Origin of the sequence: Arthrobacter bambusae (genome assembly GCF_022606295.1) — a bacterium.
In the GTDB taxonomy this organism is placed as follows: domain Bacteria; phylum Actinomycetota; class Actinomycetes; order Actinomycetales; family Micrococcaceae; genus Arthrobacter; species Arthrobacter bambusae_A.
The window spans coordinates 54,670-76,641 of record NZ_JAHHZS010000014.1 but is presented as its reverse complement, the minus strand read 5'-3'; the positions used below and the strand labels follow the sequence as shown (position 1 = coordinate 76,641).

Below are 21,972 nucleotides of genomic sequence, written 5' to 3'. Positions count from 1 at the left end.
TCGAGGAGGTTTCGAGGCTGGCTGGCCACGGCGAGCAGCCCCGATAGTAATGAGAACAGTCCTAACACGTCTGGCGGGCTTCGCTGGCTTTCCTCTTCTGTCTGCCGTTGTGCCGATATTCGTCATGCCCATCATTGCCCGCATTGCTGGACCGCTAGGGTGGTCCAGCATTGGCAGCGGACTGGCAATCGGTATTTTCGCTTCAACCGTCATCCTCTTCGGGTGGAACATCGAAGGCCCCGTCCGGATCGCCAGGTCCGGGGACGTTCAGGTTCGACTCCGAATATACGGAGAGAGCATCGGCACACGGTTGCTCCTCTGCATCGTGGTTATGCCGGTCGCGGCCGCGCTGGTCTACCTGATTTCGGCCCCCGCGCATAGGTTTGACGCAATCCTGATCGCACTATCGGCCGCATCGGGTGGCTTGTCCCCGGCGTGGTATTTCATCGGCATCGGCAATCCCCGGCTACTAGGGATTGTCGACACTATCCCTCGGGTGGTCGCATCGCTGATTTCAATTCCGCTGCTTCTCATAACCGGACAGATCTGGCTCTACGCGGCAATGCAGATCATCGCAACCGTCGTCACGATGCGTATTTTCCTCCACCTCGCGCCGGGGTCACGGGGAAAGGCTCCGAAAATCGTTTGGAAGCTCGGCGACATGCTCTGCATCCTGAGGTCCCAGGCCGCCGCTGCGGGCGTCAATCTTGCGGGCAACGCTTACGGCTCCACCCCGGTCCCCATTGCAACAGCCACAGTCTCTGGACCAGGGGCAAGCAATTTTGCTTCCGCCGACCAGTTGTACCGCTATGCCCTGTTTCCCGTGGTCGTCCTTGCCAATGCATTTCAGGGTTGGGCGCTGGAGTTCGACGGTGAACAAGGACGACGGCGGCAGCTCGCCGCAATTGGGGCACACGTCTTGCTCGGCGTAGTTGGCGGAGCGCTCCTCGCGGTCTTTGGCCCGTTGGTTTCGTCGATTATGTTCGGCCCGGCATTGGCCGCGGGCCAAGTCACCAGTGTTTTCTACGGCTTGGCCTTGTGCTTCTTGTGTATTGCCGCTCCGCTCCAGAGAAACGTGCTCATTCCAGCGGGGCGCGCCTCGCTCGTTTTTGGAGTGACCGTGGCGGCCGCTCTGGCGGGGGTCAGCACAATGGTGGTGTTCGGAACTCTGAAATCGGTTGATGGCATAGCCTTCGGCATGGCAGCAAGCGAAGCCATAGTGCTGTTACTCCTGATCAAACCGTCGATCAAGGCCCTTCGTTCGGACTACATGAGCTGACCCAGTCTCCGCGAAAGCTGCGTGAGATCTGCGCCGGACTGCAGCTATCCTTCAGAATCTGACCGAATGCACCCGCACCAGCCCCTGGCGAATGGCTTCCGGTCGGGTCAAAACAGTCAATCCAAGCTGCCGCCTACCTCGAATTCGTCTCGGACTGAGCGAAGCTGGTTTGCTGAGCGGCCCGGCGTACGGAAGTATTGAGCCCATGCGTGGAATTATCCTTGCCGGCGGAACTGGATCCCGGCTTCACCCGATCACACACGGCATCAGCAAACAGCTCGTCCCTGTGTATGACAAGCCGATGATCTACTATCCCCTGTCGACGCTCATTCTGGCTGGCATCCGCGACATCCTCATCATCACCACGCCACACGACGCGGAGCAATTCCGACGACTCCTCGGAGATGGCTCCCAGTTCGGCATAAACCTCAGCTACGTTGAGCAGCCGTCCCCCGATGGGCTTGCCCAAGCATTCATCCTTGGCGCGGAACATATTGGAAACGACACCGTGGCTCTCGTCCTCGGTGACAACATCTTCTACGGCCAAGGCATGGGGACACAGTTGCGCCGGCACGCCAACATCGACGGCGGCGCAGTCTTCGGTTACTGGGTCAGCGACCCGAAAGCGTACGGTGTCGTGGAATTCGACGACTCCGGTAAGGCCATATCCCTTGAGGAGAAGCCTGAAAAGCCGAAATCCCACTACGCTGTTCCAGGCCTGTACTTCTACGACAACGACGTCGTCGACATCGCCAAGAATCTGCAGCCGTCAGCACGAGGCGAGCTGGAAATCACGGATGTGAACCGCGCTTACCTCGAGCAGGAGAAGCTTCACGTCGAAATCCTTCCCCGCGGCACTGCGTGGCTGGATACCGGGACATTCAACGACCTCAACGACGCTTCCAACTTCATCCGCACGGTAGAGAACCGTCAGGGACTCAAGATCGGCGCGCCTGAGGAAATCGCTTGGCGCCAAGGCTTCCTCACGGATGACGAACTCAGGCAGCGGGCCGAGCCCCTGGTCAAGAGCGGCTACGGTCAGTACTTGCTCGGTCTTCTCGACGGTTAGGCTTCCATTTTGCCGACCGTCGCACATCCTTAGTAATAGGTGGAGTCCAATTGAGTTGGTATTCAACGCTTCCAGTATTTCTTGCCAGTTTGGCAGTCCTCTTTGTACCCGGAAGCTTGATCGCAGCGGCATTGGGCCTCCGGGGCTTGACCTTCCTTGCCGTGGCACCAGCGCTCAGTGTCTGTGCTGCCGCCTGCACGGCCATTGTCCTCCCCTTCCTGCGACTCTCTTGGTCCCTAGGGCCTGTCGTCGTCGCGGCCTTGGTCTTGGCCGTTGTCCTGTACGGAGCAAGCTATCTCACGCGAGACAAACTCGCCATGCGATCTCGCTGGCGATTCGAGCGTCCCAAAGCGGGTACATACGCGGCGGTAATCGGATTCTTGATCGGTGGTGTGTCTATCGGGATACAACTGGTCGATGCATTCGACCGACCCGATAACATTTCCCAGACTTTTGACAACGTCTTCCATCTGAACGCCATTCGCTACATTCTGAACACTGGCAATGGATCGTCACTGTCCATAGCTACCATGACCAGCGGCGACAACCCGCCATCGTTTTACCCGGCGGCTTGGCACGATCTCGCATCCCTCGTGGTCCAAATTACCGGCGCACCAATCAGCGTTGCGGCAAACATCCTGAACATTTGCATTGCTGCGGTTGTCTGGCCTCTCGGCTGCATGTTCCTCACACGGGCAATTGCCCGTCCCAGCGCCTACGTCGTTGCCGCTGCAGGCATCCTCGCCGCCGGCTTCAGCGCGTTCCCGCTGTTGCTTTTGGACTTTGGTGTGCTTTACCCAAATTTCCTTGCCTTAAGCATGCTCCCCGCCGCCTTGGCTAGCGTGGCGGTCTTCTTCGCGGTCGGTAACATCGATGGAATCCCAGTGATCGCCCGCTTCTCTTTGGCACCAATCCTTGCGTTGGGCCTCGCGATCGCGCACCCCAACGGCATGATGTCGTTGATCGCCCTCTCGGTCCCGATCCTTCTCGCGAGCTACGTTTGCTACTGGGTTCGCCGGAAAAACCAAGGCGCCGGCTATGGCCGAGTAGTCATCCTTGGTGCAGCTTTGGTGCTTGCCCTCGTCACCATCGTGGTGATGTGGAAATATATTCGACCGCCGGCCGAAACCGCCACCTGGGCGCCCGTCCAAAGTGCCGGCCAAGCCGTTGGTGAAATCGTGACGAATTCACCTATGCACCATGCCCCGGCCTGGGCAGTAAGCGCGTTGATGCTTCTGGGACTAGCAGTTGTGGCGCGGAGTCGGCACAACTTGTGGTTCGTGGGGTCGTTTCTCGTCTCTGCCGTATTGTTCGTCGTGGTCTCCGCAGGAACAGACCAATGGTTCCGGAACGCACTTACCGGTGTCTGGTACAACGACAGTTACCGGCTGGCGGCGTTGCTGCCAACAGTTGCCGTTCCCTTTGCAGCCATCGGTTTGGCCTGGTTGATCAGAAGAATCCAACTCAGCTGGCTCTCAGGGTGGGAGCGCGGACGGAGGTGGTTCGGATCACAGAGCCGTCCTAAAACAGTCAGTGCTCTGGTGATCCCTGCGGGTCTCCTTGCGTTGTTTCTCCCGCTTCAAACGCTTCCGCTCGGTGGCGAAATTGCTTCGGCTCACAACATCTACTCGACGGCCCCGGATGCCCCCTTGGTGAGCAGGGACGAGATGACTCTCATTGACGAGCTGGATAATTACGTTCCACAAAACGCAACAATCGCCGCGAATCCGTGGACAGGGGCCGCAATGGCCTTTGCGCTGGCCGATCGCAACACGACATCCAAGCACACACTCGCTGCGTACACTCCCTCAGTCCTCATGCTCAACGACCGACTCAAGGACGCCGCGAGCGACCCCGAGGTGTGCAATGCAGTCCATACTGCCGGCGTTGGCTATGCGTTGAATTTCGGGACCAAAGAGGTCCATGGAGGCGATCACGGATTCAAGGGACTCCTGATCGAAAACACAACTCCGGGCTTCCAGCTTCTCGCGCAGGTCGGTGAAGCGAAGCTGTTCAAGGTGACTGCTTGCGGCTAATTTGACCATTCAAAGGTTCGGGCTGTTACGAGAGCAGGAGTGCAAGAATGCTGGAGCGAAGGCCATTCGGTAGTACCGATTTGAACGTCTCCATCGTGGGGCTCGGAGCCGGCCAGATCGGCGAGAGTGATGTCACCGAGGCCGAAGCCTCCGAAGTGCTTAACGGAGCTCTGGATCTTGGCGTTACGTTGATCGATACCGCCAACAGTTATGGCTTGAGCGAAGAGCGTATCGGGAGGCACCTCGGCCGACGTCGGAACGAGTTTGTGTTGTCAACCAAAGGGGGCCATGGGATCAACGGCGAACCGGATTGGTCCTCGGGCAGCGTGCTTGCGAGTATCGAACGGTCTTTGCGTTTGACCCGGTCTGAACGAATCGACATCTTTTTCCTGCACTCCTGCCCGGTTGAGATTCTGCGACGCGGTGAGCTGCAAGAGACGCTGGACGAAGCCGTCGCGGCTGGCAAGATCGGCGTCGCCGGCTACAGCGGAGACAATGAGCCGCTCGCATTCGCACTGGAGTCCGGGCGGTTCGGTGCTGTCGAAACCAGCGTCAACATCGCCGACCAGTGGAATCTCAGAAACTTGCTCAGCGACTATCCCGGACCGGGAGTGATCGCCAAGCGCCCGATCGCGAACGCGCCGTGGCGGTTCCGCGAGCGACCGACCGGGCACTATGCGGATCTCTATTGGCAACGGCTTCAGTTGCTCGACCTTGATCCAGGCGAACTTGATTGGGCCGAACTCGCCTTGCGCTTCACGGTGTACGCCCCTGGTGTCCACACGGCAATTGCCGGCACGGCCAAGCTGGACCACCTGCGAAGGAACGTCTCAGCCGCCAGCCGAGGCCCACTCCCGGCCGCTACCTTGGAACGCATCGACCGCGCTTGGCGCGGCGTCGGCTCCGACTGGCCGGCATCAACCTAAGATCCAGCGCCTCTTAAAGGCGTGAAGACGCCCCGCCAAAAGCGGGGCGTCTCACTCGTTGGTCTACAACGCGCTGTTTAGACTTGGCTGCGAAGCTGGGCCACTGCGGCGTCGATGGCTCCGTCAAAAACAATGTTTCCGTGCTTGAGAACCACACCGCGATCACAAATACGGGAAACAAGTTCAAGGTCGTGACTGACGACGACGAGGGTCTTGCCTGCCGCGGAAAGCTCCTTGATCCGGGCGAGGCACTTACGCTGAAACGGCTCGTCTCCGACGGCCAGGATCTCGTCCACGAGGAATACCTCGGGATCCGTGTGAACGGCGACTGAGAATGCCAGACGGAGGTACATGCCAGACGAATAGAATCTGACTTCCGTATCGATGAACTCGCCGATCTCGGAAAATTCCACGATGGAGTCGAATTGTTCGTCGATCTGGGCTTCCGTCATTCCCAGGATCGCGCCGTTCAGGTAAACGTTTTCCCTGCCCGACAAGTCATGATGGAACCCCGCGCCTACCTCAATAAGGCCTGCGACTCTGCCACGCGTCCGCACTGAACCGCTATCAGGCAACATGACCCCTGAAATATGCTTGAGCAGCGTGGACTTGCCGGACCCGTTCAAGCCCAGCAGCGCGACCGTCTCGCCTTGTTGGATTTCAAGATCGACGTTGTGAAGGGCATGGAACTTCTTCGAGATATCACCCTTGCGACCGGTGACAAGCCAGACAATGGCCTCCTTGAGGGAGCGCGTATGCCTCAGCACGAACTGCTTATTTAGCTTCTGGACTTCAATAGCAACAGACATCGTCACAGCTCCTGCGCGAATCGGCCCTCAAGCCGGCGGAAGACCCACTGGCCGAGAACGAGAACTGCAAGGGAAACCACGATTCCCACAGGAACCCAAAGGGGCAAAAGATTTGGCGGCATGGGGGCGGTTTCATCGGTGGTTGGAAGCCAGAAGGCGTAATGAAACGCTTCGACGCCGATGGTAATGGGATTGACTTGGTAGACGGCGTACCAGCTCGCGCCGAGTTTGCTCTGCACCATGGTCCAGGAGTACATGATGGGAGAGGTCCAGGTCGCGACCATCAGCAGCATGTCCACGATGTTCTCGGAGTCCCGGAAATAGACATTCGCAGAGCCAAAGAGGAGTCCCAAACCGGTAGCCAACATGGCCACGATCACGAAACCCGCGATGGCCGCCACAAGCTGCAGCAGGCTCGGGTGCCATCCGGCGAAGACACAGGCGACAACCAGGACAATCAACTGCGGAATGAAATGGACGGCCGAAACCCACACTGAGGCGACGGGGAAAAGCTCGCGCGGCAAGTAGATCTTCTTGATCAGACCGCCGTTGCCCACTATGGAACGGGCCGCGTTGCTGAGCGCCTCGGTGAAAAAGTTGATCAGAACGATTCCGGAGAACAAGTAGACGGCGTAGTTTGCCAGTCCATCCGGATTTCGAGCGCTCTTCTCAAGTCCCAGGAAAACGCCCAAGGCAATGTAGAAGACGAGGAACTGAACGCCCGGCTTTACGTAGGACCAAAGCAGCCCAAGAACCGACCCCTTGTAGCGGATCTGCAATTCTTTCCGAACAAGGAGTTTGAGCAGGAAGCGCTGTCTGAACACGTCGGCGAGTCCGCCCCCCACGCCCGGGCGGACGAGCGGGGCGGTCTCACTGAAGTCACTCGCAGTTGTCACCCGTTGGCCTTTTCCTGCGGAGTCGTAGTGGTCACCGCGTCGAAAGTCTCGCGCCACGCCTGCTGCGACGTGAACTCGGGCAGGCTCCGGGAATATTCCTCGGAAAGTTTTTCCCAGTCCTGGAGAAGCTGCTGGTGGAGCTTGATGCTGCGGGCCATCATATTGCGGAAATGCTCAGGATGGCGCTTGTACCAGGATGCACCGGTTCCATCAGCGGAAGAGACGATTGCCGAGTCCAGCTGCGACAGTCGCCACCAACGGGCATCCATTGCCGGAACGAGGGCCTCCGGGTGCTCCAGGGCTCCCGGCCTTACGCTTTGTACCTGACGAACCCCTGCGGAGGCAGCGGTCGCAAGGGCAGCGAAAATAGACTTCGGCGAAGATGGCTTCTTTCCGCGCTTCGGCGGCTTCACGCGCTTTACTTGCGGGAAGGCTGCTACTTCCTTCGTGATACGTGCGTCATCGAAGTCTGCACGTCGCGCACGAATTTCAGGGAGTTTGGTCCGAATTGTCTGGTGCAAGTGGGAAGGTCCCTTGAGCAGGTCCTCCAGGGCATCCAAGCGAAGCTCGACCGCCGAGTACTGCATCGACAACAGGTGCTTGACATCAACCATGAAGCTTTGGCGCGGCAGGAATCCGCCCTTTTTGTAGGGCGAGTAGACCAGGGCGGCAAGCCAGCGGTTTCGCTGGTGGAAGTAGGCCTGCCAGTCGATCGTGTCATCCTTTTCGGTCCACGGCATATGCCAGACAGCGGCGCCCGGGAGGGTGACTGTCGGGTAGCCGTGGCGGCGGGCACGAATGCCGTATTCGGCGTCGTCCCACTTGATGAACACGGGAAGAGAGAGTCCGATGTCGCGCAGAACACTGGTCGGAATCAAGCACATCCACCAGCCGTTGAAGTCCACATCGATCCGGCGATGCATCCACGGCGTCGTGCGAAGGTTGCTCGCCGAAAAATCATGGGCTTCTTTGGTGCTTTCGACCGCGCCCCATTGGAACTTGTACTCGTTGACTTCTTCGCCGAAGCTGTGCATCACCGAGCGTTCATACAGGTTGAACATGTGACCGCCGACGATCGACGGCTTACGCGTGAAGTCAGCGAAGTTGATAGCGCGCAGCACGCCCTCTGTTTCGATGATCACGTCATCGTCCAACAGCAGCACGTATTTGCTCCGGCCATCTTCAACCGTCTCGTGCATGCCGCGGGCAAAACCGCCCGAACCACCGAGGTTGCCCTGCTCAATCAGTGCGAACTTATCCCCGAGTCGCGCGGCAGCCTCATCAAAACCATCCTGGTCGCGTACCTTCTGCGTACCCTGGTCGGTGATCAGGAGCCGGTCCATGACATCCAGGAGTTCAGGAGAATCGGCAAATGTCGAAAGGTGCTTGACGCAGAAATCCGGGCGGTTAAAGGTAGTTACCGCGACTGTGGCGGTGCCTGCCTCGAATCCTTCAGGCTTCCTTACGGACCATTCGGCACCGAGGAGCTTGACCTGTTCAGAGGAAGCCACGAGGTCAAACCAGTACCAGCCGCCATCGCCGAAGTTGGCCAGCGGCAGAACAACATCAACCGGCCGTCCAGCGTCTACGCTGATGCTTTCCACCCGGTTCGAGGTGCCCCTCGCGGTGGACCGAAGAATCACAACAGTAGCCGGGGCATCAACGGCAACCGTAAGCCGCACACTCGTGACATCGGTGTGAGCTCGCCAGTAGCTCGCGGGGAAGGCGTTGAAGTACGTGCCAAAGGAAATGCGTCGGTACGCCGGCAAGTGCAGCTGGCGACGATTCTCAATGAAGTCCGAACGAATCTTTGCACCAGTGGAAGTGACAGCCGTGACGCCCGAGCCCGACTTGGACGTCTGCGATTCCTCGGACACGACCCGCTGAGCCGCGTTGAAGTCCAAGTACAAGGGAAGTGTGTCAGAGTCGCCATCCGTCGGGAAGACAACGCGATGGACGGTTTGCCATTCTTCGCCCAGTCCGGACGCAGCGTCCTGGTTCGTGGGTTCCGTTGAAACGCTCACGCGTCCACTCCTCCGCTTTCAATTTCTGCGCCGCTTTCGAAGTGCGGACGGATCTTGTTGTCAAACATGGACAGGGCAGAACCTATGGCCATGTGCATATCGAGGTACTTGTAGGTGCCGAGACGACCACCAAACAGGACGTCCTTCTCGGCGGCTGCGAGATCGCGGTACTTCAGCAGCTTTTCGCGGTCATCCGGGGTGTTGATCGGGTAGTACGGCTCATCGCCGGTTTCTGCGAACCGGGAAAATTCGCGCATGATGACGGTCTTCTCCGTCTGGTAGCCGCGCTCCGGGTGGAAGTGGCGCGGCTCGATGATCCTGGTGAACGGGACGTCGGCGTCGTTGTAGTTGACAACCGACGTTCCTTGGAAGTCGCCCATGTCCAGGACTTCCTCTTCGAAATCGATGGTGCGCCAGGACAAATCTCCGGCGACAAAGTCGAAGTAGCGGTCCACAGGTCCGGTGTAGACGACGGGAATCTTGCCGACGACCTTGTTCTTTGAATACTCGTGGGACTCGTCAAAGAAGTCCGTGTTCAGTCGCACTTCGATGTTCGGGTGCTCGGCCATCTTTTCGATCCACGCCGTGTAGCCGTTGGTCGGCAGGCCTTCGTACTTATCGTTGAAGTATCGGTTGTCGTAGTTGTACCTGACAGGAAGGCGCGAAATGATGCCGGCCGGGAGATCCTTGGGGTCCGTCTGCCACTGCTTGCCGGTGTAGTGCTTGATGAATGCCTCGTACAGGGGGCGGCCAATCAGCTGGATGCCCTTGTCGTTGAGGTTCTGCGGGTCGGTGCCCGCGAGCTCGCCAGCCTGCTCCTTGATAAGGTCCTGCGCTTGGCTGGGCGTCAGGTTCGCACGGAAGAACTGGTTGATTGTCGCCAGGTTGATGGGGAGGGAATAAACCTCACCCTTGTGTACGCCGTACACCTTGTGCACGTAGTTGGTGAAGGTCGTAAACCGGTTGACGTACTCCCATACCCGCTCGTTTGAGGTGTGGAAGAGGTGCGCACCATAGCGGTGCACCTCGATTCCGGTCTGCTCTTCCGTTTCGCTGTAGGCGTTGCCACCGATGTGATGCCGGCGGTCAATGACAACAACCTTCAAGCCCAGCTCAGTGGCGGCCTGTTCTGCGATTGTCAGGCCAAAAAAGCCCGACCCGACGATGACGAGGTCAGCGGTCACAAATACTCCTGGTTCGAATGCGGGCAGCCTAATGATGTGCACTTGCTGCAGGTCAAGCCTACCTGAGATGCCGCATCCAATTGCCGCCGAGGCCGTTCCCCGCCCGCGAACGCACTGTTTTCCACATAGGGAAACTGAGCAGGAACACCCGGTCAACATCACAAATATCGTGGAAGAACAGCAGTCACGCGAGCCGAAGGAGCGGACATAGTGACACTCCATTGCACTCTGGTCCGGGCCCCGCGGGCGCTACGGCAAGGCGAACCCGTCGAACTGGCCTTAGCCGTTGGCAATGGCACCCCCGGCACCGTCGTCGAGGCCGCCGTCGCGGCCGAGTTCGGCGCGGGACAACTGACAGTCGACGGGCATCCACTCAGTGATCTCGCCGTGGGCTCTGCACCCCTCATATCCGGAGCCGTGTTGGTCGACGGCGCTGATTCGGAGGCGCGAAACGATTCGATCTGCAAACGCGGTCCTGCGGCCTTGTCTTTGCTGGTGCACGCCGGACCTGCCGCGGGCCTGGTGGTTCCGCTGGAACGTGGCAGTTACAGGATCGGCAGGAGCAACGCGGATGTTTGCCTGGCGGATCCTGATGTTTCCCGGGTTCACGCGGTCCTGACAATCTCCGAGACAGCGGTCACCATAACCGACAATGGAAGCGCCAACGGAACAGTGGTGGATGGCCGCACGGTCCGCTCCGCCGCTCTCTCAACCGCTTCCAGGATCCGATGTGGCGCCTCGGTCATGTCGGTGGTCTTCGGCGCCGAAGACTTCGGGACGGAATTCCTGGGGGCAGCGGGGCAAAGCGTTGCGGAGCCGCTCTCGGTGCGGCGGCGCCATGACGCGGGCAGCCGCACACAGCTTCTCCTCACGGCCGGGCTACCGTTCGTGCTTGGAGTCGGAATGGCCGTGGCCACTGGCATGTGGATGTTCCTCGGCTTCACCGCAATTTCCGCCATCGCCGTCCTCGCCCCAGCATTGTCGGGAAGACGCGAGCGCCGCCTTCTGGCTGCCGCGATCGCTGCGGCGGTCGAACAAGACCGAACCCGACGACGGCGGTGCTCGCCGTCCGCCGCGGAACTCGTCCATGCCGTCGGCTCAGCCGCTTTCGCCTCAGGAAATCGAGGGCTAAACCAGTCGACGCCGCCAAGAACCGATACAACGCAAGGAAGGTCGGAGAGCCGCGATGTCTGGCTCCGGCTCGGAACCACCCCGCAACAAGCCCGGATTGCACTCGATCCACCGGACCCGAACTTCCACCCACCGCAGTTGGGCCGGGTTCCGGTAGTTCTGGATCCCTCGATCCAAACCGTCACCTTCGCTGGACCGGAAGCCAAAGTCCAAGGAACGTTCAGGTTCCTGCTCATGCAGCTGGCGGCCTTTCCCAATGCAATCAACCTCCGTGTCCTCGTACACGGACCGATCGCTCTCTTGCCGTCGAGCGCCCGGTTCCTTCCCCGCGCCACGTTGACCACGGACACCTCTTCAGCCCAGGCTGTTCTTTCCGCGCTCACGGACGGACCGGGAGCGCTGTTTCTCCTTGGGTACGAGCGTGATCCCGCCGTCGCCGCCTTGCGGCTGGCGGCGGTCGAATCCGGCTGGCGGGTCTTCCAAGGCACGGCGAGCGCGGACGAAAGCGATTCCGTAGTCGAGCTTTGGAACAAACGCGCAGTCCTCCGCTCGCACCATTCCGCAACGGAATTCGACCCTGACCTTGTCCCGTTCCAGGTGTTCGACCGCTACTGCCGCTCATTGGCCAGGGTGCCGGGCTTGGCGACGGAAAAGGCGCCACTTCTCCCCTCCACCTGCCGGCTGTCCGAACTGCTTCCCACCGATCCCCCAAGCATCGCCGCCCGTTGGATCGATTCCTCGGCAGGTGGCGGGCTGTCCGCGGTCATCGGGCAAGGAGTCGACGGACCGCGGTCCCTCGACCTGGTTTCGGACGGCCCGCATCTCCTCCTGGCTGGAACTACGGGATCGGGCAAGTCCGAGCTCCTGCGCACAATCGTTGCGTCGATCGCACTGACCCACAGCCCGGACAGGGTCAACTTCCTGTTCGTCGATTTCAAGGGAGGCTCGGGGCTCGGGCCACTGGTCGACCTTCCACACTGCGTCGGGATGCTTACCGACCTCAGCGAACACGAGCTCGAGCGTAGCCTCACGTCCCTCCGTGCCGAAGTTCGGAGACGGGAAGCGATCCTTGCAAAGGCGGTTGTCCCTGACTTGCCCGCGTACTGGGCCAAAGCAGGGGACGCCGCGGACGGTCCCGGGGCGGGACGAAAAAACCAAACTCCGATACTGCCCCGTCTGGTCCTTGTGATCGACGAGTTCAGGATGCTCATTGAGGACGCCCCCGACGCCCTGGCCGGATTGATGCGGATCGCCACCTTGGGCCGATCCCTGGGAATCCATCTGATCATGGCAACACAACGTCCGCAGGGCGCACTGAGTGCGGACATCCGGGCCAACGTCACCACCAGCATTGCCCTTCGCGTCCAATCGGAACTGGAATCCCGGGACATCATCAGCTCGCCGGCGGCGGCATCGATTCCAGTGTCCCTTCCTGGTCGCGCCTACATGGTTCGCGGAGCGGAAGATGCGGGGCAATTTCAATCAGCGACGCTCTCAAGAAGCGAAACAGCCCGGCCACCCTCGAAGACCATGACCTTGGCGACAGCAGTCTCGCTCCGCTTCAGTGGTTGGTCTGAACCCGCGGAGGCAAAGACTCAGCGTGCCGTTGCAACCCCTGCGGAAGCGGTCCGCCCCATCATCAGGGCAATCGACCGGGTTTGGGACATCCGCGGGCGTAGACCCCTCCGAAGACCTGTTGCACCTCCGCTCCCGGAGTCCATCTCCTGTGACGAGTCCCCCGGCATGAGCTCACTGCCGGGCAAGCACGCAGCAAGCGGAACCTCCGCACGCCCGGCAGCCCATCTTGGCTTGGCCGACTTCCCGACGCAGCAACGAGTCGCCGGCCTGTGCTGGCACCCGCTCGTCCATGGGAATCTTGGACTCGTTGGCCCTCCTGGAAGCGGAGTTGAAGATACCTGTCGTGCAGCAGCGGCGCAACTTCTTGGAAGTGCCGAGGAAATCCATCTGTACGTCCTTGACGGAGACGGTTCATTCACCGACGTCGAAGCCCAGGGACGCGTGGGGGCAATTGCCCCACTCAGCCACATCAGGAGAGGCGTCCGCATCCTGGAGAGACTCGCTGCCGAAATGTCGACGCGGCAATCCTCCGGGACCAGCGCCGGGCAAGTCCCCCTTCTGCTGGTCATTTCGAGCTGGGGTTCGTGGATGTCCGAATTGCGCACCGGTCCGCTGGCCTGGGCCGAAGACCTCCTCCACGCCATTGTCCGCGATGGACCAAAGTCAGGACTGGTTGTTCTTGTCACTGGCGACCGCGAACTGGTGACGTCGCGTATGTTCGCGTCCATCACCAACCGGGCGTTCTTTCCCACCGGGACCACCGAAGAAGGGCGGTTGGCATGGCCGCGTTTCGCGGCAATGAAGCCCCTGAAGGGCCGCGCCGTCGTGGTTGGTAGTTTCATCGACGTTGACGCGTCAGCCGCCCAACTCGTGGCGCCCCCTCCGAACGCGGCCTGGCCGTACTGTGTGCCCCCAGAGCCTGCACGGCGCCCGTTCCGGGTGGATCCCTTGCCGCAATTCCTCCGGGCGTCGGACCTCGCATCGGACGGCCGAGCCGAAGCCGCTGCAGATTCAAGCGCTCGTCCGCGGGGATCGGTGCTCCTCGGCGTCGGAGGGGACGAGAACGAACCTGCGTGGATTACACTGCCGCCTTCGGCAGTCCTCCTCGCCCTCGGCAGCCCCGGTTCGGGCAAGTCGTCCCTGCTCACAGCACTGACCCTGCTCAATCCAGGCAATCGGTGGCGGACACCACCTAGAGATGCCGATCCTGACGCCTTTTGGGCGGAATTCCACCGCGAAGCAACCCGCAAGCGCGTGAGCACAGAGGTGATCCCGCTCGTGGACGACGTCGAGCGCCTCACCAGCGAAACGGGGATACTCCTTGCTGAGCTTCCCGGCATGGGTTTCACCGTGGTGGCAACTGCCGGGTACAGCCCGGCCCTTCTGCAACGGACGCCCCTTGCTTCCCTGGCCCGAAACCACGGAAGCGGGATCCTCTTGGGCGACAGGCCGCCGACCGCTGGGGATTTCTTCGGCATCCGCGTCGACGTCGAACAAGCCGCACCGCCAGGGCGTGCAGTCCTGATTGAGAACGGACAAACACGTTCTCTCCACATCGCGGCCCCGAGCTAACGGGATGCGGCGCAGTTATATCCGTCAGAGCGCGGCGCGGGATCCGCCCGTTCGGGACGCGAAGGCAATGACACGTTTGTCGAACAAGAAGAGAATTCCGGCCAGAGCCGGCACCACCATCGCCAGGCCGGCGGGAACTACCCCTCCGGTCATGGTGGGAACGCCGATCGTCAGGGCAAATAGCTGGGCAACCAATGCAGGTGCCCGGGTCCAACGGTAGCCACGGAACAGGAAGTGTCCCACCGCAAACAACAATGCAGAAAAGGCCAGCAGAAGACCCAAAGTAAACACGGCACCCCAGAAGGAGGCCACCGGAGCTCCGGTCACCAGCTCGTATATATACAGTGCCGCCGCTGCCAATAGCGCAAGGGCTTCCAGCACCACCACGATCGAAATGACAATGATTCCCACAGGACGCGTTGCTCCGCCGGAGTTGTCGTGGCCGGCCCTTTGGCCGTCGTTGCCGGGCGCCGCTGGGTCATGGTTAGGGTTCAGAGGGGGTCTTGACACACTGGCACACTACCCGACATAGTCGAATACCTGTGAGTAGCCCACCATCCAGTGTGATGCATCGCTCACGGTTTCAAACGCTTGAACCCCTTGTTTACATGGCGTTAACATGACACGCTTGACTCAGACGACCAAGGGGGCCCAATGGGTCCCCTTTCCTATGAAGCCTCTCGTGAATATTTTCACAAAAGGCTTAACTAGTACTCACGAATGGAGTGACTGATCAGCATGGATTGGCGTAACCGCGCAGCCTGCCTTGACAAGGACCCGGAGCTTTTCTTCCCAGTAGGCAACACCGGCCCTGCGCTTCTCCAGATCGAGGAAGCGAAGAGTGTCTGCCGCCGCTGCCCCGTCGTGGACACATGCCTTCAGTGGGCCCTCGAATCGGGCCAGGACGCCGGCGTCTGGGGCGGAATGAGCGAAGACGAACGACGCGCACTCAAGCGTCGTGCCGCCCGCGCGCGCCGCGCTTCCTAAGCGTCGCGTCCTGGGCGCCTGAGGCTGGCACAGCCCGGTGTCTCAGGCAAAGAAGACATACGAAGATGGCCCGGACCGAAAGGTCCGGGCCATCTTCGTACGTTCAACGGCTGGGGTCAGCTTCGGACCAGATTCAGGACAATCTCGACGGCGGTGCCGCCGCCGTCGCGCGGCATCCACTGGATGCTGCCACCCAATTCGCTCGTGACAAGTGTCCGCACAATCTGAAGGCCAAGTCCTTCCGTGTACGAGCCCTCGGGTAGTCCGACGCCGTCATCGGCTATCGTCACGGTCAGGAGTTCGTCGCCGCGCTCCCCCGTTGAACGATCGGCCATCAGCCATACCGTTCCGGCCCGTCCTTCGAGGCCGTGCTCCACGGCATTTGTCACGAGCTCATTGATGACCAGCGCAAGCGGCGTCGCGAAGTCGCTCGGCAATTCGCCGAACAGGCCGGCCCGCTCGGTCCGGACGTGCTGCGAAGGGGACGCCACTTCCGCTGAAAGCCGGAACTGACGTCCGATGAGTTCGTCAAAATCAACGCTCTGCGTCAGCCCCTGCGAAAGCGTCTCGTGTACCAAGGCAATCGTCGCCACCCGCCGCATAGCCTGTTCCAGGCCTTGTTTCGCCTCATCGCTCACCATGCGTCGCGACTGCATGCGCAGCAAAGCAGCAACCGTCTGCAGGTTGTTCTTGACGCGGTGGTGGATTTCACGAATGGTTGCATCCTTGGTCACCAGCTCGAGCTCGCGGCGTCGCAGTTCGGAGACGTCGCGGCACAAAACCAAAGCACCGAAGCGATGCTTCTCGTCGCGCAACGGAATCGCGCGCAGCGACAAGCTGACTCCACGGGACTCGATTTCGCTCCGCCACGGCATCCGGCCGGTCACGACCAGCGGTAAGGTCTCGTCCACCATCCTCCGGTCCTTGAGAAGTCCTGCGGTGACTTCCGCGAGGGACCGCCCTTCCAAGGTTTCCACCTCGCCGAGGCGGCGGAATGCAGAGACGCCGTTCGGACTCGCGTACTGGACGATGCCGTCGGCGTCGAGCCTGATCAGGCCGTCACCGACGCGGGGAGCGCCGCGGCGCGAACCCGTCGGTGAAGCGAAGTCAGGCCACAGTCCCAGCGTGCCCATCCGAAGCAGATCGTACGCGCATTGCCTGTACGTGAGCTCAAGGCGCGAAGGCATCCGCGAACTGGATAGGTCCATGTGCGAGGTGACGACGGCGAGGGTCCGTCCGTTCCTGACCATCGGTACCGCTTCAACCCGCAGGGCCATCTCGCTGCTCCAGCTTGTTTCACTGGAGCGCTCGATGGAACGGCTGGACCAGGCCTTGTCGACTATCGGTTGCAGATCCGAGCGGATCCCTTCCCCGACAAAGTCCGCATGAAACACCGTGTGGCTCGTTGACGGCCTGACGTGCGCAAGCGCGATGTAGCCGAATTCCGGATGCGGAAACCACAGGGCCAAGTCCGCGAACGCCAGGTCGGCGACCATCTGCCAGTCGCCGACCAGGAGGTGCAGCCATTCAGCATCTCCAGGCCCGAAATCAGCGTGCTCCCTGATGGGGTCTGTAAAGATTGCCACTGCACCTCCATATAACGCGCGGGCTTGTCCCTAGCGTCGAACGATTGACCTCAAGAGCCTCAATGCTACCGACAGAGAAGCCATGTCGTCGGCCTCCAACGCGTTGACCTCGTCGAACATGCTCTTCGCACGCCCCAACTGCTCGGCGTTGAGATCCTCCCAAGCCTCCAACCGACCCTCGGCGTCGAGGCCGGCGTCGGTCGATTCGAGCACCGACAACGTCATGTCCGCCACAGTCGAATAAAGGTCGTCGCGCAGGGCTGCGCGGGCAAGCGCCTGCCAGCGGTCATCACGCGGGAGTGCCGTAATTCGCTCCAGCAATGAGTCCACGTGGAAGCGGTCGAACACTGTGTAGTAGACGTGGCTGACCTCTTCGACACGGGCCTCGCGGCTTTGCGTGATCTTGGCGATGTCCAGGAGCACGAAACTCTCGAACAGCTCGGCCCAGCGATGGGCCAGCGTGTCCGGGAGGCCCCAAGAGCGTGCCCTTTCAAGCCAACCGGTAACCCGCTCCTTGTCGCTCCCGCGCAAGTAGTCGAGCACCCTGGCCCGCATTGGATCCATCATCGGCTTGAATTCCGCGACGATCTCCGAGATCGGCTTCGAGGCGTTGCCCTGGCTGAGCAGCCAACGAACGGCCCGGTCCAGAAGCCTCCGGATGTCGAGGTGGACGGTGCTCCAGTGTTCCGTGGGGAACGAGGCAGGCAGGGCATTGAGCTCGCGAACCATCGAGTCGAGTTCGTAGATCTCACGGAGCGCCACGAACGCTTTCGCGACGGCCACCTCGGTAGCCGAGGTTTCCTCCATGGTGCGGAACGCGAAGGTGATGCCGCCGAGGTTGATCATGTCGTTGGCCACCACGGTTGCGATGATCTCGCGACGCAAGGGGTGGGTGTCCAGTTCGGCGTCGAACCTTTCGCGAAGCTGCTTCGGGAAGTACGAGCGAATCGTCTTGCGGAACCACGGGTCATCCGCCAGGTCGCTGTCGCGCAATGCCGAACCCAATTCGATCTTGGCGTACGCGGCGAGGACGGACAGTTCCGGGGACGTCAGCCCCTGGCCCTGCTCCAGCCGCTCACGAAGCGTGTCGGTGGTCGGCAGTGCTTCAAGATCCCGTTTGAGATCCGCGGACTTCTCGAGCCAGTCCATCAGACGCTCGTAGCTCGGGCTCCATTCGGCAACGCGAGTGCGGTCGTTGAGCAACAGGATGTTCTGGTCGATGTTGTCTTCGAGCACAAGCCGCCCGACCTCGTCGGTCATGTCGGCGAGGAACGATGTGCGCTCGGATGCATCCAGCTTCCCCGCGGCAACCATCCGGTCCACGAAGATCTTGATGTTGACCTCATGGTCGGAACAATCCACGCCGGCCGAATTGTCGATCGCGTCGGTGTTGAGGATGACGCCTTGCAGTGCGGCCTCGATGCGTCCGCGCTGCGTCATTCCGAGATTGCCACCTTCGCCGACAACCTTCACGCGAAGCTCGCGCCCGTTGACGCGGATGACGTCGTTTGCCTTGTCCCCCACCTCGGCGTGGGACTCGGTGCTGGCCTTGATGTAGGTTCCGATCCCCCCGTTGTACAGGAGATCGGCAGGGGCGAGGAGTATCGCACGCAGAAGTTCCGGAGGACTAAGCTGAACCGTTCCATCCGGCAGGCCGAGGGCCCTGCGGACCTCCGGCGAGATCGGGATGACCTTGGCCTGGCGGGGGTAGACCCCGCCACCTGCGCTGATGAGCGAGCGGTCGTAGTCGTCCCAGGAGGAGCGGGGCAGCTCGAAGAGACGGTGCCGTTCGTCGAAGGACGAAGCAGCATCCGGCGTCGGGTCCAGGAAGATGTGGCGGTGGTCGAAGGCGGCCAGCAGGCGGATGTGCTTGGAGAGCAGCATTCCGTTGCCGAAGACGTCGCCGGACATGTCGCCGACGCCGACCACGGTGAATTCCTCGGTCTGGGTGTCAAGGTCCAGCTCACTGAAGTGGCGCTTGACCGACTCCCATGCGCCACGGGCCGTGATGCCCATGGCCTTGTGGTCGTATCCGACGGATCCACCGGAAGCGAATGCGTCACCGAGCCAGAATCCATACTCGGCAGCCAGTCCGTTCGCGGTGTCCGAGAAGGTAGCAGTGCCCTTGTCAGCGGCAACCACCAGGTACGAATCGTCGTCATCCTGGCGGACAACGTCCGCCGGCGGCACAATTCTCTCGCCGTCGGCTGTAGTCACGAGGTTGTCGGTGAGGTCGAGCAGGCCGCGGATGAAAGTCTTGTAGCTTTCAATACCCTCGGCCATCCATGCGGCGCGGTCAAGTGCCGGATCCGGAAGTTGCTTCGCGAAGAATCCGCCCTTGGCACCGGTCGGCACAATCACAGCGTTCTTGACTGTCTGTGCCTTGACCAGCCCGAGGATCTCGGTCCGGAAGTCTTCACGGCGGTCCGACCACCGCAAACCGCCACGGGCCACCTTGCCGAAGCGCAAGTGCACGCCTTCAACGCGAGGCGAGTACACCCAGATCTCGTACTTTGGCCGCGGGAACGGCAAGCCGTCGATCGTGGTCGGATCGAGCTTGAAGCTGACGTACGACTTGCCTTGGAAGTAGTTCGTGCGCAGCGTCGACTCGATGAGGTTGACGAAAGTCCGCAGGACCCGGTCGGCGTCGAGCGTGGCCACCTGGTCAATTGCTTCGGCCAGTGCCGCGCGGGCGCCCTCCTGGCGGGCAGGACGCGCGGTGTCAGGCGAAGAAGGATCAAAGCGGGCCCCAAAGAGCTCGATCAGGCCGCGGGCAACCTCCGGGTTCGCAAGAAGGGTATCTGCAATGAACTCGAAGGAGTTGGTGTTCCCCATCTGGCGCATGTACTTCGCATAGGCGCGGAGCATGACAACCTGACGCCAGTGGATACCTTCCCGGAGGACGAGCCGGTCGAAACTGTCGGATTCCACGGAACCGGTCACCGCGGCGCTGAAGGAGTCTGCCAGGAGCTGGCCGGTTGCCACGGGATCGACACCGGCGGGGTATTTCAGGCCAAGGTCATAGAGGAAGAAGTCGCGGTGGTCCGCAGTCTCGATCTCGAACGGTCGCTCATCGAGAACCTCAAGGCCAAGATTGTGGAAGTAGGGCAGGATCTGGCTCAGGCTCTTGGGTTCCAGGAGGTAGAGCTTGACGCGGGCATCTTCTTCGAGGAGTTCGCCGGCACCGTTGGGCAGGTAGACATGCACTCCGGGGATCGCCTGGACAGCGACGGCGTCGCGATCGGTTGTGGCGGCATACTTCTCGAAGCGCTCAATGTCCTTGAGGGCGTCCTCGACTTCGTAGTCGACACGGTAGCCGGCCGGGAACGCATCCCCCCACAGGGCGGAAAGCCGCTCGGCATCCAAGCCACTGGTGTTCTCGCGGAGCACCTCTGCAATTCCCTCAGCCCACGACCGCGAAGCCCGGACAAGCCGCTTTTCGAGTTCACCGGCGTCGACGTCGCGGAGCTCAGCTTCGCGGGGCAGCCGGATACGGAAGAACACCCTCGCGAGTGCGGACTCCGTGATCCGGGCCTCGTAGTCGATGCTGTCGGCCTCGAAAGTCTCGCGGAGTTCCTGCTCGATTCGTTGCCGGACGTTGGTGGTGTAGCGGTCACGTGGCAGGTAGACGAGCGCCGACATGAACCGTCCATAGATGTCCGGGCGGAGGAAGAGCTTCGTGCGGCGGCGCTCCTGCAGACGCTGGATGCCCAAAGCCGTTGCGGCCAGGTCCTCGGTCTCGATCTGGAAGAGTTCGTCGCGGGGGTAGGTCTCGAGAATACCGACGAGGTCCTTGCCGGAATGCGAGTCCTGCGGGAACCCGGCCGAGCGGAGCACGGCGTCGACCTTTTCCCGGACGATGGGGATGTTCCTGACGGAACCGGTGTAGGCGCTCGTGGCGAAGAGGCCGATGAAGCGGCGCTCACCGTTGACGTTGCCTGCAACGTCGAAGCTCTTGACGCCGATGTAGTCCAGGTACGCGGGGCGGTGCACGGTGGACCGCGAGTTGGCTTTGGTGATGACCAAGGCACGCTTCTCGCGAGCCTTCCTGCGTCCGGCGTCGGTGAGGTGCTGGATCTGGTGGGGGTGGTCCCCCGCCCTCAAAAGTCCCAAGCCGCTCTCTTCGCGCAACTCAAGGACGTCTTCACCGTTCTCGGTGATGAGGTCGTATTCCCTGTAACCAAGGAAGGTGAAGTTGCCGTTGTCCAACCACCGCAGAAGATCCTGCGCCTGCCTGAGCTCCGCGATGTCTTCCGGGTGGGCTACCTTGTCGAGGGATGATGCCAGCTCGAGTGCCTTCGTGCGCATTTTGGGCCAGTCTTCGACGGCGGCGCGGACGTCTTTCAGGACGCGGAGGATCCCGTCCACGAGCTCCTTCTGGAAGTCGTCGGCCACTCTGTCGACCTCGACCGCGATCCATGACTCCATGTGGGAGACGTTGTCACCTTGCGAGATCAGATGGGCGATATTCGGCATCGCCGCGGTGTCACCGCTTGAGATGCCGATGTTCGACGGCACCCGCGCGATGTCGGACAGGTCGCCGGTGACGTGATCACGCGAAACCACGAAGAGCGGGTGCATGACCAGCCGGATAGCGCAGTTCTGGCGGACGAGTTCGGCGTTCACCGAGTCCACCAGGAACGGCATGTCATCAGTGACGATGTACAGAATGCTGCGATCACCCTCGTTGGCAATCTTGACGTTGGCGGTGCCCGGCTTGCGGCTCTGTCCCGCTTCCCGGTGGGCAGCCGCCCTGGAGGTCAATTGCTCGGCAGCGTATCCGCGGGCGTCCTCCTCTGCGAGATGCTCGTAGTAGTCTCCGAAGAACCCTTCCCGGACTACTGCAGGTTTAGAACGATCCTCCACGCTGGATCCTGACGACATCGACAAACGCC

General features: G+C 61.1%; 13 protein-coding genes. 6 read left to right on the top strand and 7 right to left on the bottom strand.

Annotated features, from left to right (window positions below; all coding sequences use genetic code 11):
* The first annotated feature begins 124 nt into the window (after positions 1 to 124).
* The 4 genes from KNN17_RS11630 to KNN17_RS11615 all read left to right on the top strand — a co-directional run bounded on the left by KNN17_RS11630 (position 125) and on the right by KNN17_RS11615 (position 5,310).
* Positions 125 to 1,279, top strand: coding sequence for a polysaccharide biosynthesis protein (locus KNN17_RS11630; protein WP_241709235.1), 1,155 nt, complete (start codon positions 125 to 127; stop codon positions 1,277 to 1,279).
* A 205-nt stretch (positions 1,280 to 1,484) separates the two neighbouring features.
* Entirely contained in the window at positions 1,485 to 2,348 is an 864-nt protein-coding gene (gene rfbA / locus KNN17_RS11625; protein WP_078108401.1) for a glucose-1-phosphate thymidylyltransferase RfbA, read from the top strand.
* 50 nt (positions 2,349 to 2,398) lie between these two features.
* Positions 2,399 to 4,384 (top strand): DUF6541 family protein, encoded by a 1,986-nt coding sequence (locus tag KNN17_RS11620; RefSeq protein ID WP_308196801.1) that lies wholly within the window; start codon positions 2,399 to 2,401, stop codon positions 4,382 to 4,384.
* Positions 4,385 to 4,431: 47 nt separating this feature from the next.
* Positions 4,432 to 5,310 (top strand): aldo/keto reductase, encoded by an 879-nt coding sequence (locus KNN17_RS11615; RefSeq protein WP_241709231.1) that lies wholly within the window; start codon positions 4,432 to 4,434, stop codon positions 5,308 to 5,310.
* Positions 5,311 to 5,387: 77 nt separating this feature from the next.
* On the opposite strand, the gene KNN17_RS11610 is transcribed toward KNN17_RS11615, so the two are convergent.
* The 4 genes from KNN17_RS11610 to glf all read right to left on the bottom strand — a co-directional run bounded on the left by KNN17_RS11610 (position 5,388) and on the right by glf (position 10,223).
* Positions 5,388 to 6,119 (bottom strand): ABC transporter ATP-binding protein, encoded by a 732-nt coding sequence (locus KNN17_RS11610; protein ID WP_241709229.1) that lies wholly within the window; start codon positions 6,117 to 6,119, stop codon positions 5,388 to 5,390.
* Positions 6,120 to 6,121: 2 nt separating this feature from the next.
* On the bottom strand, positions 6,122 to 7,015 hold the full coding sequence (locus KNN17_RS11605; protein ID WP_078108397.1) for an ABC transporter permease: 894 nt from the start codon (positions 7,013 to 7,015) through the stop codon (positions 6,122 to 6,124).
* Positions 7,012 to 8,892, bottom strand: coding sequence for a glycosyltransferase (locus KNN17_RS11600; protein WP_372489666.1), 1,881 nt, complete (start codon positions 8,890 to 8,892; stop codon positions 7,012 to 7,014). Before KNN17_RS11600 ends, KNN17_RS11605 begins: the two co-directional genes overlap by 4 nt.
* Before the next feature lie 143 nt (positions 8,893 to 9,035).
* Positions 9,036 to 10,223, bottom strand: a complete 1,188-nt coding sequence (glf, locus tag KNN17_RS11595; RefSeq protein ID WP_078108395.1) for a UDP-galactopyranose mutase — start codon at positions 10,221 to 10,223, stop codon at positions 9,036 to 9,038.
* A gap of 210 nt (positions 10,224 to 10,433) precedes the next feature.
* Between glf and KNN17_RS11590 the strand changes: the two genes are divergently transcribed.
* Positions 10,434 to 14,504 (top strand): FtsK/SpoIIIE domain-containing protein, encoded by a 4,071-nt coding sequence (locus KNN17_RS11590; protein ID WP_241709224.1) that lies wholly within the window; start codon positions 10,434 to 10,436, stop codon positions 14,502 to 14,504.
* 24 nt (positions 14,505 to 14,528) lie between these two features.
* Here the strand turns inward: KNN17_RS11590 and KNN17_RS11585 are convergent, their stop codons facing one another.
* Positions 14,529 to 14,915 carry a hypothetical protein gene (locus KNN17_RS11585; protein WP_372489665.1) on the bottom strand — a complete coding sequence of 129 codons (387 nt, stop codon included), beginning with the start codon at positions 14,913 to 14,915 and terminating at the stop codon, positions 14,529 to 14,531.
* A 327-nt stretch (positions 14,916 to 15,242) separates the two neighbouring features.
* On the opposite strand from KNN17_RS11585, the gene KNN17_RS11580 reads away from it, so the two are divergent.
* Complete coding sequence (locus tag KNN17_RS11580; protein WP_003804966.1) at positions 15,243 to 15,491, top strand: WhiB family transcriptional regulator; 249 nt, start codon at positions 15,243 to 15,245, stop codon at positions 15,489 to 15,491.
* Between the two features lie 116 nt (positions 15,492 to 15,607).
* On the opposite strand, the gene KNN17_RS11575 is transcribed toward KNN17_RS11580, so the two are convergent.
* Both KNN17_RS11575 and KNN17_RS11570 read right to left on the bottom strand, forming a co-directional pair.
* The gene (locus KNN17_RS11575) at positions 15,608 to 17,077 is read right to left on the bottom strand and encodes a sensor histidine kinase (RefSeq protein ID WP_078108392.1); all 1,470 of its coding nucleotides are present in this window, start codon (positions 17,075 to 17,077) and stop codon (positions 15,608 to 15,610) included.
* Positions 17,078 to 17,107: 30 nt separating this feature from the next.
* Positions 17,108 to 21,961 (bottom strand): NAD-glutamate dehydrogenase, encoded by a 4,854-nt coding sequence (locus tag KNN17_RS11570; protein ID WP_241709220.1) that lies wholly within the window; start codon positions 21,959 to 21,961, stop codon positions 17,108 to 17,110.
* Between the last annotated feature and the right edge of the window lie 11 nt (positions 21,962 to 21,972).